The 13,577-nt window shown below is 73.2% G+C and carries 14 protein-coding genes; 5 read left to right on the top strand and 9 right to left on the bottom strand.

Annotated elements, in window-relative coordinates; genetic code table 11:
- Positions 1-78: 78 nt before the first annotated feature.
- The 4 genes from O1G22_RS38210 to O1G22_RS38195 form a co-directional block, all read right to left on the bottom strand.
- Positions 79-1,239 (bottom strand): NAD(P)/FAD-dependent oxidoreductase, encoded by a 1,161-nt coding sequence (locus tag O1G22_RS38210; RefSeq protein ID WP_270085497.1) that lies wholly within the window; start codon positions 1,237-1,239, stop codon positions 79-81.
- Complete coding sequence (locus O1G22_RS38205; RefSeq protein WP_270085496.1) at positions 1,236-1,433, bottom strand: ferredoxin; 198 nt, start codon at positions 1,431-1,433, stop codon at positions 1,236-1,238. The genes O1G22_RS38210 and O1G22_RS38205 overlap by 4 nt, the downstream gene beginning before the upstream one ends.
- Before the next feature lie 32 nt (positions 1,434-1,465).
- The gene (locus O1G22_RS38200) at positions 1,466-2,701 is read right to left on the bottom strand and encodes a cytochrome P450 (protein WP_270085495.1); all 1,236 of its coding nucleotides are present in this window, start codon (positions 2,699-2,701) and stop codon (positions 1,466-1,468) included.
- A gap of 158 nt (positions 2,702-2,859) precedes the next feature.
- Positions 2,860-3,627, bottom strand: a complete 768-nt coding sequence (locus O1G22_RS38195; RefSeq protein ID WP_270085494.1) for a response regulator transcription factor — start codon at positions 3,625-3,627, stop codon at positions 2,860-2,862.
- 270 nt (positions 3,628-3,897) lie between these two features.
- On the opposite strand from O1G22_RS38195, the gene O1G22_RS38190 reads away from it, so the two are divergent.
- Positions 3,898-4,941: a zinc-dependent alcohol dehydrogenase gene (locus tag O1G22_RS38190; RefSeq protein ID WP_270085493.1), complete on the top strand. Its 1,044-nt coding sequence runs from the start codon at positions 3,898-3,900 to the stop codon at positions 4,939-4,941.
- A 30-nt stretch (positions 4,942-4,971) separates the two neighbouring features.
- Here O1G22_RS38190 and O1G22_RS38185 read toward each other — a convergent pair whose 3' ends face one another.
- Entirely contained in the window at positions 4,972-5,625 is a 654-nt protein-coding gene (locus O1G22_RS38185; protein WP_270085492.1) for a TetR/AcrR family transcriptional regulator, read from the bottom strand.
- Between the two features lie 242 nt (positions 5,626-5,867).
- Here O1G22_RS38185 and O1G22_RS38180 point away from each other — a divergent pair, with 242 nt between their 5' ends.
- From O1G22_RS38180 to hemC, 4 genes are all read left to right on the top strand, one after another.
- Entirely contained in the window at positions 5,868-7,340 is a 1,473-nt protein-coding gene (locus tag O1G22_RS38180) for an MFS transporter (protein WP_270085491.1), read from the top strand.
- Positions 7,341-7,845: 505 nt separating this feature from the next.
- Complete coding sequence (locus tag O1G22_RS38175; RefSeq protein WP_270085490.1) at positions 7,846-8,490, top strand: LuxR C-terminal-related transcriptional regulator; 645 nt, start codon at positions 7,846-7,848, stop codon at positions 8,488-8,490.
- Positions 8,491-8,600: 110 nt separating this feature from the next.
- A complete protein-coding gene (gene ligD, locus O1G22_RS38170; RefSeq protein ID WP_487416694.1) occupies positions 8,601-9,557 on the top strand; it encodes a non-homologous end-joining DNA ligase in 957 nt (318 codons plus the stop codon).
- 18 nt (positions 9,558-9,575) lie between these two features.
- On the top strand, positions 9,576-10,517 hold the full coding sequence (hemC, locus tag O1G22_RS38165; RefSeq protein ID WP_270085488.1) for a hydroxymethylbilane synthase: 942 nt from the start codon (positions 9,576-9,578) through the stop codon (positions 10,515-10,517).
- A gap of 27 nt (positions 10,518-10,544) precedes the next feature.
- On the opposite strand, the gene O1G22_RS38160 is transcribed toward hemC, so the two are convergent.
- From O1G22_RS38160 to O1G22_RS38145, 4 genes are all read right to left on the bottom strand, one after another.
- Positions 10,545-11,069, bottom strand: coding sequence for a hypothetical protein (locus tag O1G22_RS38160; RefSeq protein ID WP_270085487.1), 525 nt, complete (start codon positions 11,067-11,069; stop codon positions 10,545-10,547).
- 190 nt (positions 11,070-11,259) lie between these two features.
- A complete protein-coding gene (locus O1G22_RS38155) occupies positions 11,260-12,105 on the bottom strand; it encodes an ABC transporter permease (protein ID WP_270085486.1) in 846 nt (281 codons plus the stop codon).
- The gene (locus O1G22_RS38150; protein WP_428986443.1) at positions 12,065-13,015 is read right to left on the bottom strand and encodes an ABC transporter ATP-binding protein; all 951 of its coding nucleotides are present in this window, start codon (positions 13,013-13,015) and stop codon (positions 12,065-12,067) included. Before O1G22_RS38150 ends, O1G22_RS38155 begins: the two co-directional genes overlap by 41 nt.
- A complete protein-coding gene (locus tag O1G22_RS38145) occupies positions 13,012-13,467 on the bottom strand; it encodes a MarR family winged helix-turn-helix transcriptional regulator (RefSeq protein WP_225094938.1) in 456 nt (151 codons plus the stop codon). The genes O1G22_RS38150 and O1G22_RS38145 overlap by 4 nt, the downstream gene beginning before the upstream one ends.
- Positions 13,468-13,577 lie beyond the last annotated feature (110 nt).

The following is a 13,577-nucleotide window of genomic DNA, read 5'->3' as shown; positions in this document are numbered from 1 at the left end:
GGTGCGGGTACGTTGTGGCTGATCGCGCCCACGCGGCGGAGCCGCATATACCGATACGGCCCCGCGCCCTTCGGGTCGCTAGCCCACTGCTTCTCGCCAAGGCGCCCCTGCCGCGATCGCCTGACGCCATGGGCGGATCGCCTTCGGCGGCATGCCGACCATGAGGGCTCCGACGAGCCGGTCGCCGGTGCGGTACACGGCCAGCAGGCGCCCCTCCGTCGCGCCGCCCTCCAGTACGGCGACCTCGTCATGCCCGCGCAGCACCCCGTACGCCTGGATCTTCAGCTCGTACTGGTCGGACCAGAAGTACGGCACCGGTGCGAACGGCTTGCGGGCCTCGGAGTTGAGCAGGTTGCGGGCCGCGGCCATGCCCTGCTCGGCGGCGTGGGTGCGGTGCTCGATCCGGATGCGGGTGCCGAACAGCGGATGCTGCCAGCGGGCCACGTCCCCGGCGCCGTAGATCCCGGGTGCGGCTTCGCAGTACGTGTCGCACACCAGCCCGTCGGCGACGGTGAGCCCGCTGCCGGCCAGCCACTCGGTGTTCGGCAGCGAGCCGACGGCGACCAGGACCGCGTCGGCCTCGATCCCGGTGCCGTCCGCGAGCCGCACGCCGTCCTCGGCCGTCTCCGTCACGGTGATCCCGGTCCGCAGGTCCACGCCCCGCTCCCGGTGCACGCGGGCCAGCAGGTGCCCCACCTGAGCGCCGACGGCGTGGGCGAGCGGCACCGGGGCCGGCTCCAGCAGGGTCACCCGGGTGCCGAGGCCGCGTGCGACAGCGGCGGCCTCCGCGCCCAGGAACCCGGCGCCGACCACGACCAGATGCCGGCCGGGGCCGAGCCGGTCGCGCAGGGCCAGGGCGTCGTCCAGGGTGCGCAGCACGTGCGCGCCCGTGCCCGGCAGCCGGCGGGGCCGTACGCCGGTGGCCACGATCAGCCCGTCGTACGGCAGTGCCGAGCCGTCGGCCAGCCGCACCGTGCGGCCGCTCGTGTCCAACTCCTGTGCGGCGACGCCGAGTCGGAGGTCCAGGCGGAGGGCGGCGAGATCGGCGGGAGGGCGCAGCCGTATCCGTTCCGGCGGCCACTCGGCGGCCAGCACCTGTTTGGACAGCGGTGGACGGTCGTACGGCGGGCGGGGTTCGTCGCCGACGAGGGTGAGCGTGCCGTCGTACCCCTCGCGGCGGAGCGTCTCGGCCGCGGCGAGTCCCGCGGCCGAGGCGCCCACGACGACGATCCGGTTCACCGCTCCACCAGACGGATCGCGGCGGCCGGGCAGACGGCGACGGCCTCGCGGACGCCGTCCAGCACGTCCGCGCCGGGTGTCTCGTCGAGCAGGAAGGCGATGCCGTCCTCGTCGCGCTGGTCGAACACCTCGGGGGCGGCCATGACGCACTGTCCCGAGGCGACGCACCTGGGCTCGTCCAGTTCCACACGCATGGTCTTCTCCTCGCTGCTTCGGGGGTGAACGGTCACCAGGTGACCGGGAGTTCGTGGACGCCGTAGATGAACGCGTCGTGTTTGAAGGGGACGTCCCGAAGGGCACCGGCGAGCCTCAGGGTGGGGATGCGGCGGTAGAGGGTGCCGTAGACGACCTGGAGTTCCATGCGGGCCAGGGGCTGGCCGAGGCACTGGTGGACGCCGAAGCCGAAGGCGACATGGCGGCGGGCGTCCCGGGTGAGGTCGAGGCGGTCGGGGTCGGGGAAGGCCGCGGGGTCCCGGTTGCCGATCTCGTTGACCATGATCAGACCCTCGCCGGCCTTGATCACCTGGCCCGCGATCTCGATGTCCTCGGTCACCGCCCGGCGCCGGCCGAGGTGGGTGATGTGCAGATAGCGCAGCAGCTCCTCGACGGCTCCGGCGACGAACGCCGGATCGTCGCTCTTCTCGCGCAACAGGGCCAGCTGCTCGGGGTGCTGGAGGAGGGCGAGGGTGCCGAGGGCGATCATGTTGGCGGTGGTCTCGTGGCCCGCGATGAGCAGCAGGAGCGCCATCTCGGTCGCCTGCTGGTGGGTCAGCTCGCCGGCGGTGACGCGCCCGGCGAGAGCCGAGAGCAGGTCGTCCGCGGGCTGGTCGAGGCGGGCACCGATCAGCCCGGCGAGGTAGCCGGCGACCTCGCGGCTCGCCTCGCCGCGCTGTTCGGGCGTGGCCTCGCGGTGGACCATGGTCCTGGTGTGGTCCTGGAAGAAGGCGTGGTCGTCGTAGGGCACGCCGAGCAGGGCGCAGATGACCAGGGAGGGGATGGGCAGCGCGAAGGACTCCACGAGGTCGGCCGGTCCGGAGCCGGCCAGCAGGTCGTCGATCAGGCCGTCGACGATGCGCTGGACCGTGGGCCGCAGTGCCTCGACCCGTTTGACGGCGAACGGGGCCGTCACCATCCGGCGCAGCCGGGCGTGTTCGGGGTCGTCCATCATGATGAAGCTGAGCTTGCCCTCGCCCGCGGCCGGGCTCGCCTTCGTCGGGTAGCCGGGCCGGTCGGGGTCGGCGCTCACCCGGGGGTCGCCGAGCAGGGCGCGTTGTTCGGCGTAGCGGGTGACGAGCCAGGACTCGCTGCCGTCCCACTGGCGCACCTTGGCCAGCGGGCCCTGCCGCTGCAGCTCGGCGAGGGCGGGCGGCGGGTCGAACGGGCAGCGGGCCGCCCTCGGCATCGGGAACTCGGGAACCGGGCCGGCCGCGTGCGGGGCGGCTCCGGCGAGGCTGTCGGTCATGACGCTCCTCGGTGGTGGGGGCTCCGGGATGAGCACATGCAAACAGAGCAGCCTGACCGCCACCGGTCCGTCCCCTGACAGCAACCTGACGTGACACAGGCCACACACCAGGAGAGGGGTGCGCATCAACCCATGCGTAATCAAGAACACTTGAGGTGTTACGACGTCCCGCCGAGCCGGTAGCCGAAGCCCCGGCGTGTGTGGATCAGCGCCGGCCCCTCCCGGTCCACTTTGCGCCGCAGCCGCGAGACGAGTTGCTCGATGGCGTTGTCACCGCGGAACTCACCCCACACATGCCGGCTGATCCGCTCCTTGGAGAGCACGGTGCGGGCGTTGACGAGGAGGTGGCGCAGCAGCCGGTACTCGGCCGGGGTCAGATCGAGCACCCGGCCACCCCGGCGGGCCCGGCAGGTCACGTCGTCCAGGACCAGGTCGGCGTAGTGCAGGGCAGCCGCCCGGGGCCGGGTGTCCTCGGGCACCCCGGTGCCGCGCAGCAGCACCTGGATCCGGGCAAGCACCTCGGCGATCCGGACGGGCTTGGTGACGCAGTCCCGCTCGACCGCGCCGAGCCGGGGCACGAGTCCGGGCAGCTCGTCACAGCCGGCGAGCAACAGCACCGCAGGACGGTAGGCGACGGCACCCGCGCCCTCCAGCTCCGCCAGGCCGGGCAGGTCCATGTCGGCGACGACCAGCCGGTACGGCCGCTCGGTGAGCCGTCGGGCGACACCGGCGCCGGTGTCGGCGGCTGCGACCCGATAGCCGGCCAACTCCAGGGTGACGGTGAGCAGTTCGGCGGCCGCCTGGTCCGCGACGGCGAGCAGGAGGTGCTCTCCGCCGCCACGGGCGAGCCGCCGCCGTTCTCCCCCGTCGAGCACCCGGGGGTCCGGCGGGACGGTACGCGGCGATTCCAACGTCGGTGCGGACATGACACTCACCCTGTCTCTCGCGCTCGCCTCGGCTTCGAGGATCCACAATCACTTGCTTGACTCAAGTAAGCCATATGTGCTTGCCTAACTCAAGTAAGCGAACCCGACCGGGGCGGCTCTTGAGCGGAGGCCGCCCCTGTGCGCCGCATCCCGTGGGGACGGGGACGGCGCGGCCCCCGGACCGGCCGCCGGGCCACTCCCCCCGCCCGGCCCCGGTCCGGGGGCACCCTCCGCCTCCGCCGCACCTCGACCTCGAAAGCGAGACACCCCATGGCCACCATGAAGTCCGTACAGACCGGCGCCCCCGGGCAGATCGAGCTGGTGGAGGTCGAGCGTCCGCACCCCGGGCCGAAGGACGTCCTGGTACGGGTCCGCGCCTGCGGCATCTGCGGCACCGACGTCACCTTCCTGCACATGGGCGGCATGCCGGCCCGGGCCCACCTGGGCGGCGAGCTGGTGCCGGTGGCCCTCGGCCATGAGCCGGCCGGGGAGATCGTCGAGATCGGCGCGGAGGTCACGGACCTGAAGGCCGGTGACCGGGTGGTCGTCAATCCGCAGGACGCGCCCACCGGGATCATCGGCTGCGGCGGCCGGTACGGCGGGGTGAGCGAGTACCTGCTGATCGAGAACGCCGTGGCCGGCAAGAGCGTGGCCGTGTTCCCGGACACCGTGCCCTTCGACGTGGCCTCGCTCAACGAGCCCATGGCGGTCGCGCTGCACTGCGTCAACCGGTCCGGGGCGCAGCCGTCGGAGCAGGTGGTGATCTTCGGCGCGGGACCCATCGGGCTCGGCGCCGCGATCTGGCTGAAGCTGCGGGGCGTGGCCCACGTGGTCGTGGTCGACGTACTGCCGGACCGGCTGGAGACCGCCCTCGCCGTCGGCGCGGACGCGGTGATCAACTCGGCCGAGGAGGACGTGGCCGCGCGGCTGACCGAGCTGCACGGGCGGAGCGCCAACGCACTCGGCCAGCCCCGGCCGGGCACCGACGTCTACATCGACGCCGCCGGGGCCCCCGCCGTCTTCCATACGGTCGTCGGTGCCGCCAGGTGGGGTGCCCGGCTGGTCATGGTCGCCGTGCAGAAGAAGGGCGCCGAGATCGATCTCGGCGGCATGCTGCGCAGCGAGCTGACCCTCATCGCCTCCCAGGGCTACCCGACCGAGATCTTCGAGGTCACACCCCAGCTGATCGAACACCATGAGCGCTTCGCCCGGCTGATCAGCCACCGTGTCCCCTTCGCCGAGGCCGGCCGCGCCTTCGGGCTGGCGCTGACGCCGGGGGCCGCGGAGAAGGTCGTGGTGACCTTCGATGCGTGAGCCGATGCGCGCACGCCGGATGCGCGGGGGTCAGTGGGCGCCGTGGCCCACCGGGGCCAGCCACAGCCCCACGATCGCGTCGGCGAGTCCGCCGGCCGCGTCCGCCCAGGTGGAGCGCGGGGTCGGGGTGCCCTCGGCCAGGGCCCGCTCCCGCTCGGCGCAGGTGTGCAGGATCAGCAGCCGGACCATCTGGCCGCGCTCGGCGCGGACCTCGGGCGGCAGCTCGGGCAGGACGCGGTTCAGCGCCTCGATCGCCCGGCGCAGCGCCGGCGAGGCCATGGACTCCTCGACCATGATCTCGTGCAGCGCCGGGTCGGTCATCACCTGGGCGCAGAACCGGGCGTACCAGGTGGGGCTGCCCAGGCCGGCCAGATGCTCGGTGACCGGGCGGACCAGGCAGTCGACCCAGTCGCGTACGTCCGTGGAGTCGCCGGCCGCCTCCAGCGCCCGCTCGCGGAGCGTCTCGATCGCCTCGGCGTGCCGCCGGGCCACCGCGCGGACCAGGTCGGCCTTGGTGCCGAAGTGGTAGCCGACCGCGGCGTTGTTGCCCTGGCCGGCGGCCTCGCTGACCTGACGGTTGGAGACGGCGTACACGCCGTGTTCGGCGAACAGCCGCTCCGCCGCGGTCAGGATCGCCTCCCGCGTCGCGCTCACCTGCTCGGCCCGCGCCGACCTGCGCGCCATGCTCACCACCGCTCCGGGACTGCGCACCGCCCCGGGGCGGCCAGTCCCGCGCACCGCCCCAGGTCCTCGACCGGGGCGGCGAGGTCCAGCCGGACCACCCTACGGTGCGGGCCCGCCCCACCCGGGGCAGGGCCCGCGTGCGGTGCCTTTTCGGCTCGCTAAAGTAAGTCAAGCACTTGACTTAAAAGACTCCGTTCTCACGTTCTCCCTCTCCTGTTCTCTCTTCGGAAGGTGCACGTCCCATGTCCGACGCCCCCGCCCGGCCCACCGAGGCCGGCAGATCCGCTCCGGTGCGCCCGGGTGCCGTGGTCGCGGTGCTCGCCCTGGCCGGTATCACCGTCTCGCTGATGCAGACCCTGGTGATCCCGATCGTCCCGGAGCTGCCGAAGTACCTCAACGCCTCCCCGTCGAACGCGGCCTGGGCGGTGACGGCGACCCTGCTGGCCGCCGCCGTGGCCACCCCGGTGGCCGGCCGTATCGGTGACATGTTCGGCAAGCGGCTGATGCTGCTGATCAGCCTGGTGATGCTGGTGGCCGGTTCCGTGGTCTGCGCGCTCAGCGATGCGCTGGTCCCGATGATCGTCGGCCGTACGCTCCAGGGACTGGCCTCCGCCGTGGTCCCGCTGGGCATCAGCATCATGCGCGACGAGCTGCCGCCGGAGAAGCTGGCGGGCTCGACGGCGCTGATGAGTGCCTCGCTGGGCGTCGGCGGCGCGCTCGGGCTGCCGGCCGCGGCCTTCCTCGCGGACCACTTCGACTGGCATGTGCTGTTCTGGACCTCCGCGGCCCTCGGTGTCGTCGCCTTCGGGCTGGTCATGCTCCTGGTGCCGGAGTCCACGGTGCGCTCGGGCGGCCGCTTCGACGCGGTCGGCTCCGCCGGTCTCGCGGTGGGCCTGGTCTCGCTGCTGCTCGCCGTCTCCAAGGGCGCCGACTGGGGCTGGGCGAGCGGCACCACGCTCGGTCTGCTCGCGCTCGCCGTCGTCGTGCTCGGCGCCTGGGGCTTCTTCGAGCTGCGGACCTCCCAGCCGCTGGTCGACCTGCGCACCACGGCCCGCCGCCAGGTGCTGTTCACCAACCTCGCCTCGATCGCGTTCGGCTTCTCGATGTTCGCGATGTCCCTGGTGCTGCCGCAGCTGCTGCAGCTGCCGACGCAGACGGGCTACGGCCTGGGCAGGTCGATGCTGACCGTCGGCCTGGTCATGGCTCCGCAGGGCCTGGTCATGATGGGCTTCGCGCCGGTCTCCGCCGCCATCACCAAGGCCAGGGGACCGAAGGTCACCCTCATGATCGGCGCGGTGATCGTCGCCGCGGGCTACGGCCTCAACATCGTGCTGATGTCCGAGGTCTGGCATCTGATCCTGGTGTCCTGCGTCATCGGCGCGGGCGTCGGCTTCGCCTACGGCGCCATGCCGGCCCTCATCATGGGCGCGGTCCCGCCGTCGGAGACGGCCGCCGCGAACAGCCTCAACACGCTGATGCGGTCCATCGGCACCTCGGTGGCCAGCGCGGTCGCCGGCGTGATCCTGGCGCAGATGACGATCAGCCTCGGCGGACACGCACTGCCGTCCGAGAACGGGTTCAAGGTCGTCATGGCGCTCGGCGCGGGCGCGGCCGTCCTCGCCTTCGTCCTCGCCTCCTTCCTCCCCCGCCACCGCCCGACCGCCCCGGCCCCGGAGCCGACGCCCGCCGAGGCCTCGGCGGAGGCGGTGGCCTGAGGCGGGCAGCGCGGGGGTACAGCCAGGACAGCGGGCTCGGCCCGGGGGCGAGGCCCTCCGGGCCGAGCCGGGCGAAGGCCCTCCGGGCCGAGCCGGGCGAAGGCCCTCCGGGCCGAGCCGGGCGAAGGCCCTCCGGGCCGAGCCGGGCGAAGGCCCTCCGGGCCGAGCCGGGCGAAGGCCCTCCGGGCCGAGCCGGGCGAAGGCCCTCCGGGCCGAGCCGGGCGAAGGCCCTCCGGGCCGAGCCGGGCGAAGGCCCTCCGGGCCGAGCCGGGCGAAGGCCCTCCGGGCCGAGCCGGGCGAAGGCCCTCCGGGCCGAGCCGGGCGAAGGCCCTCCGGGCCGAGCCGGGCGAAGGCCCTCCGGGCCCCCTCCCCTCGCCCTCCCCCGGGCAACACCGCCTCCCCCGTGCCAGACTCTGCCCCACCACCCCGGAGCGGGCCGGTCCCGTTGGCTTCGTTCCGCTGATCAGCCCCGTCGGCGCCCAGCCGGAGTGGAGAAGGAACCGCCGTGCGTGTCGTGATCGCCGAGGACAACGCCCTGCTCCGGGAGGGGCTGGTGCTGTTGCTGACGTCGGCCGGGCACGAGGTGGCCGGCGTCGTGGGCAGCGGCCCGGAGATTCTTCCGGCGTTGCTGGGCCGGCGGCCGGACATCGCCGTCCTGGACGTCCGGATGCCGCCGAGCTTCCGTGACGAGGGCCTGCGGGCGGCACTGGAGGCGCGTGAGCGGCTGCCCGGACTGCCGGTGCTGGTGCTCTCGCAGTACGTCGAGGAGTCGTACGCGGCCGAGCTGCTCGGCGGCGGCGCGCGCGGGGTCGGCTATCTGCTGAAGGACCGGGTGGGCTGTGTGGACGAGTTCCTCGACGCGCTGGAACGGGTAGCGCGCGGCGGTACGGCCCTCGACCCCGAGGTGGTGACGGAACTGATGACCGGCCGCGCGGGCTCTCCCCTGGACTCGCTCACCCCGCGCGAGCGGGAGGTGCTGCGGCTGATGGCCGAGGGCCACGACAACACGACCATCGCCCGGACACTCGTCATCACCGAACGCTCCGTCAGCAAGCACATCGGCAACGTCTTCCTCAAGCTGGGCCTGCCGCCGAGCGACAGCGGACACCGCCGGGTGCTGGCCGTGCTCGCCTATCTGCGGCACGCCTGAGCGCGCTGCGGGCCCGTTCAGGGGAACCGACGGTCCAGGGCGCGTACGGCCGCCGCATGCGGTCGAGACCTTCAGCCGTGACCGCCGCATCCCTGCCGCTCATCGCGCCGATGCTCGCCACGCCCGGCCGGCTGCCGCCCGCCGCCCAGGACGCGCGGTGGGCGTACGAGACCAAGCAGGACGGGCAGCGGGCCATGGTGTATCTGCCCGGCGACGGCAGCGTGCGGCTGCGTGCCCGTTCGGGCGAGGACATCACCGGCGCCTATCCCGAACTCCGGCCGCTCGGTGCCGCCCTGGGCGCCACGCCCGCCGTGCTGGACGGCGAGGTACTGGCGCTGGACGAGCGGGGCCGGGCCGACTTCCAGCTGCTGCAGAGCCGGATGGGACTCGCGCACGCCCCCGCGCGGGCCGCGCGCCGGGCCGTCGAGGTGCCGGTGCACCTGGTCCTGTTCGACGTGCCCTACCTGGGGGAATCCCTGGTACGGCAGCCGTACGTCCAGCGGCGGACGCGGCTGGAGGAGCTGGAGCTGGCCGGGCCGTACTGGTCGGTGCCCGGTGCCGTCACCGGGCACGGCGCCGAGGCGCTCGCGGCGACCAGGGAGCACGGGCTGGAGGGCGTGGTGTGCAAGCGGCTGGACTCGGTGTACGAGCCCGGCGTGCGCTCCCGCGCCTGGATCAAGATCCGGAACATGCGGACCGAGGACGTGATCGTCGGCGGCTGGCTGCCCGGCAAGGGGCGGCTGACCGGGCTGCCCGGGGCGCTGCTGGTCGGCCAGCGCGCCGCGGGCGGCCGGCTGCGGTACGTCGGCGGGGTGGGCACCGGCTGGAGCGAGGCGGAACGCACCGAGCTGGCCCGGCTGCTGGCGGCCGCCGCGAGCAGCCGGTGCCCCTTCGACCCGGTGCCGCGGATCGCCGGAGCCCGCTGGGTGCTGCCCCGGCTGGTGGGCGAGGTCAGCTACAGCACGCGGACCCGGGGCGGGCTGCTGCGCCAGCCGTCGTGGCTGCGGCTGCGCCCGGACCTCACCCCGGAGGAGTCGGCGGCCGACCTGCCCGAGACCTCGGCTTGAGCGGCGAAGGTCTATCGTGTGGCCATGCCGGTTCCCGAACTGATCCGTATCGTCTCCCGCGATTCGCCCATGGCCCTGGCCCAAGTCGAGCGGGTCCGCGCCGAGTTGGCCGTGCTGCACCCGGCGGTGCGCACCGAGGTCGTCCCGGTGAAGACCACCGGCGACAAGTGGCTCGGCGATCTGTCCCAGGTCGAGGGCAAGGGCGCGTTCACCAAGGAGGTCGACGCGGCTCTGCTGGCTGGGCAGGCCGATCTCGCGGTGCACTGCGTCAAGGACGTGCCCGCCGACCGGCCACTGCCCGCCGGGACGGTCTTCGCCGCGTTCCTGAAGCGGGACGACATCCGGGACGCGCTGATCCACCCGGGCGGGCTCACCCTGGACGAGCTGCCGGCCGGCACCCGGATCGGCACCTCCTCGGTGCGCCGGATCGCCCAACTGGCCGCCACTCACCCGCAACTGGAGTGCGTGCCGTTCCGCGGCAACGACAACAGCCGGCTGGCGAAGCTCGCCGCCGGCGAGGCGGACGCGCTGCTGCTGGCGGTGGCGGGGCTGGAACGGATCGGGCGGACCGACGTGATCAGCGAGGTGTTGTCGCCGGAGACGATGATGCCGCCGATCGGCGCGGGCATCCTCGCCCTGCAGTGCCGGGAGGACGACACCGACGTCATCGACGCGGTCAGCGGGCTCGGCGACCCGGACACGCACCGGGAGGCCGCGGCCGAACGGATGTTCCTGCATGTGCTGCAGGGCCACTGCAACAGCCCCATCGCCGGGTACGCGCGCGTGGACCGCAGCGGCGAACTCTCCCTGCGGGCCTGTGTCTTCACACCCGACGGCAAGACCCGGCTGAACGCCCACGAGTGGGCCGGCCGGCTCGATCCCGCCACCCTCGGCACCTCGGTCGCGGTGGCCCTGCTCCGGCAGGGCGCCCGGGAGATCATCGACGGCATCCCGCACTGACGCCGTACGACGCCCGGGGCGGCGCGGTCAGCCGGTGCCCGGCTCCGTCTGGTCCCGCAGGAAGGCGCTGACCTGGTGGGCCAGGCTGCCCTGGGCGGTGCCGGTGGAGGCGGCCGTGGTGGGCGCCTCCTGGACGCCGATGCCACCGGCCCACAGCCGGCGGTCGGTCCACTCGTCCTCCACCCGCAGCTGCACCTGCACATCGACGTGGGTGAGGGCGGCCTCGGGGGCCGCCGCGTAGAGCACGGCGGTGGCCCGGCGCAGCGGATAGACGTCGAAGCCCTCGATGAACTGGGAGTTGCGCCAGTCCATGAACGCGGCCTCGCCGTCCGGCCCCACGCGGACGTCGAGCTGGCCGTCCTCCAGGTGGATGCAGTACTGCCGCGCACCGCGGTTCTCGACGGTCACCCGGACACTGAAGTACGTCAGTCCCACGGCGGCGTCGTCGCGTCCGCGCGGCGGCTCGCCCGCCTCCAGGCGGTGGACGCGGACCCGCAGACCGGCATGCTCGTCGTACTCGTGCCAGTCCCCGACCACGTTCGGCTCGTACACAGTGCCCCTCTCGACCTTCGAGAGCTGCTGTCTATCTGTGCGCCGATCGCACTGTCAAATGAGCGGAATGCGCTGTGGCCAGCGGATTCGCCCGCTTTGATCGCTGATCAAGCGCTGCCCAGGAAGAATCCGTTCACGGCCCCTTTTCGCGGGGTACGCGCGCGTGTGGCACATCACGTTCCCGGCAAGATCAGCGGGCCAGCCGGCCGAGCAACGAGGAGGCGGCCGCGACACCGAGCGCGGCGGCCACCGCCAGCACCGCGAAGTCGGACCCGAGATGCGCCGGCGTACCGAGCAGCAGCCCGCGCAGGGCGTCGACTTGATAGCTCAGCGGGTTGACCTTGCTGACGGCCTGGAGCCAGCCCGGCATCACCGAAACGGGGTAGAGGGCGTTGGAGCCGAAGAACAGCGGCATGGTGATCGCCTGCCCGAAGCCCATCAGCCGGTCCCGGCTGAGGACGATGCCCGCGATGGTCATCGACAGACAGGAGAAGAACACCGCGGCGAGGACCACGGCGGCGGCGACGCCGAGCAGCTTCAGCGGGTTCCAGGTGAGGGCGACACCGAGCAGGGCCGCGATCACGATCACGACGACCGCCTGGATCAGCGACTTCACCCCGGCCGCGAACGCCTTGCCGGTGATCAGCGCCGAGCGTGGGGTCGGGGTGACGAGGAGCTTGTTGAGGATGCCCGCGTCCCGCTCCCAGATGATCTGGATGCCGTAGAAGATCGCGATGAACATCGCGGACTGGGCGATGATGCCGGGCGCCAGATAGTCGACGTACGGCACACCGCCGGTGGGGATCGCCCGGATCCGGGTGAACGTCTGGCCGAAGATCAGCAGCCACAGGGCGGGCTGGACGGCGCGCGTGTACAGCTCGGTGCGGTCGTGGCGCAGCTTCTGCAGCTCGACCGCGCACAGGGCGGCGACCCGGGCGGGCAGCAGCCGCCAGCCCGCGCGGGGCACGGGCGGGGTGAGCAGCAGATCCGTGCGGTCAGCCGACGCGGTGCGCGGTGCGGCGGGTGCTGCGGACATCGCGGAAACCTCCTGCTGACGTGTCGTCGAGACCGCTGCCGGCGACGTCGCGGAAGACGTCCTCCAGCGTGGGCAGGGTGTCGGTGCCCCGGCGTTCGGCGAGGCCCTGGCGCAGCTCGGCCGGGGTGCCGAGGGCGCGGATCCGGCCGCGGTGCATCAGGCCGACCCGGTCGCAGTACCGGTCTGCCTCGTCCATGGAGTGGGTGGTGACCAGGACGGTCATGCCGGTGGCCGCGCGGACGGCGTTGATGTGTTCCCAGACGCCGGTGCGGGCGATCGGGTCCAGGCCGATGGTGGGCTCGTCGAGGATCAGCAGCCGGGGCGCGCTGACCAGGGCCTGGGCGAGTTCGAGCCGGCGGACCATACCGCCGGAGTAGGTGCCGGCGAGCCGGCCGGCGGCGTCGGTGAGGCCGACGGCGGCGAGGGCCTGGGCGACGCGTGCGGCGCGCTCGCGCCGGGGCACGTCGAAGACGCGGGCGAACAGGGTGACGTTCTCCCGGCCGGTGAGCCCGCTGTCGGCGGACAGCTGCTGCGGAACGTAGCCGAGCAGGCGGCGCACCGCCATCCGCTCCCTGGCGGCGTCGTGGCCGAAGACCCGGACCGTGCCGGCGGGGACGGGCAGCAGGGTGGTGATGCAGCGGATGGCGGTGGTCTTGCCAGCGCCGTTCGGGCCGAGCAGTCCGAACACCTCGCCCTCGCGGACCGCCAGGTCGAGCCCGTCGACGGCCTTGGTGTCGCCGAACGCGTAGGCGAGAGCGGTGCAGGTGACGGCCTCGGTCACCGTTTCGGCGGACGCGGCGGGCAGGTTTTCGGCGGACACGCCGGACGGGTCCTGCGCGGTCGCACCCGACGGGCCCTCGGCGGACACACCGGACAGGCCGGCCAGGTCGCTGTCCCTGTCGCTCGTCATGGCTCCTCGGCCTCCTCGTGCAGGGTGACGGCCAGCTTGCGCAGCGCCGGAAGGGCGGCGCGGAGGGCCTCCCGGTCGGCCGCGTCGAGCCGGGAGACATGCCGCGCGACCAGCTCTGCCCGGCGCCGCCGCCAGTCGGCGAGCCGCTGTCCGGCGGCCTCGGTGAGCAGCAGGCGCGCGGCGCGGCGGTCGGCCGGGTCGGTCTCCCGGAGCAGCTGCCCGCCCTTGACCAGCTGGTTGACCAGGGTGGAGACGGAGTTGCCCGCCAGGTGCAGTGCCCTGGCCGCGTCCGAGATGCCGATGCCGGGCCGCGCCTCGACCAGCCGCAGCAGCTCCACCTCGGCACCGCGCAGGCGGGGCACGCTCAGCCCGCCGCGCAGGCGCCGCCGGACCAGCCGCTGAATGCGCACCAGCGTGTCCGCGAGCTCCTCCGGGAAGGTCTCGTCCTCCACTCTTCGAAGATTACCTCTGTTACAGAGCTATTTCCTCACGAGGAGGTCAAAAGAGGTCAAGGAGCGCGAAACGGCTCGCGCAGTGGACACTGGTGCCAGACCGTCCCCTA

The sequence above is a fragment of the Streptomyces camelliae genome (assembly GCF_027625935.1).
Lineage (GTDB): Bacteria > Actinomycetota > Actinomycetes > Streptomycetales > Streptomycetaceae > Streptomyces > Streptomyces camelliae.
The sequence above is the reverse complement of the archived record's forward strand: the minus strand, read 5'-3'. Positions and strand labels throughout refer to the sequence as shown.

Excerpts from the sequence above, each read along its gene's own strand:
- O1G22_RS38205 (WP_270085496.1), bottom strand. The coding sequence starts at position 1,433 with ATGCGTGTGGAACTGGACGAGCCCAGGTGCGTCGCCTCGGGACAGTGC.
- O1G22_RS38200 (WP_270085495.1), bottom strand. The coding sequence starts at position 2,701 with ATGACCGACAGCCTCGCCGGAGCCGCCCCGCACGCGGCCGGCCCGGTT.
- O1G22_RS38195 (WP_270085494.1), bottom strand. The coding sequence starts at position 3,627 with ATGTCCGCACCGACGTTGGAATCGCCGCGTACCGTCCCGCCGGACCCC.
- O1G22_RS38190 (WP_270085493.1), top strand. The coding sequence starts at position 3,898 with ATGGCCACCATGAAGTCCGTACAGACCGGCGCCCCCGGGCAGATCGAG.
- O1G22_RS38185 (WP_270085492.1), bottom strand. The coding sequence starts at position 5,625 with ATGGCGCGCAGGTCGGCGCGGGCCGAGCAGGTGAGCGCGACGCGGGAG.
- O1G22_RS38180 (WP_270085491.1), top strand. The coding sequence starts at position 5,868 with ATGTCCGACGCCCCCGCCCGGCCCACCGAGGCCGGCAGATCCGCTCCG.
- ligD (WP_487416694.1), top strand. The coding sequence starts at position 8,601 with ATGCTCGCCACGCCCGGCCGGCTGCCGCCCGCCGCCCAGGACGCGCGG.
- O1G22_RS38155 (WP_270085486.1), bottom strand. The coding sequence starts at position 12,105 with ATGTCCGCAGCACCCGCCGCACCGCGCACCGCGTCGGCTGACCGCACG.
- O1G22_RS38150 (WP_428986443.1), bottom strand. The coding sequence starts at position 13,015 with ATGACGAGCGACAGGGACAGCGACCTGGCCGGCCTGTCCGGTGTGTCC.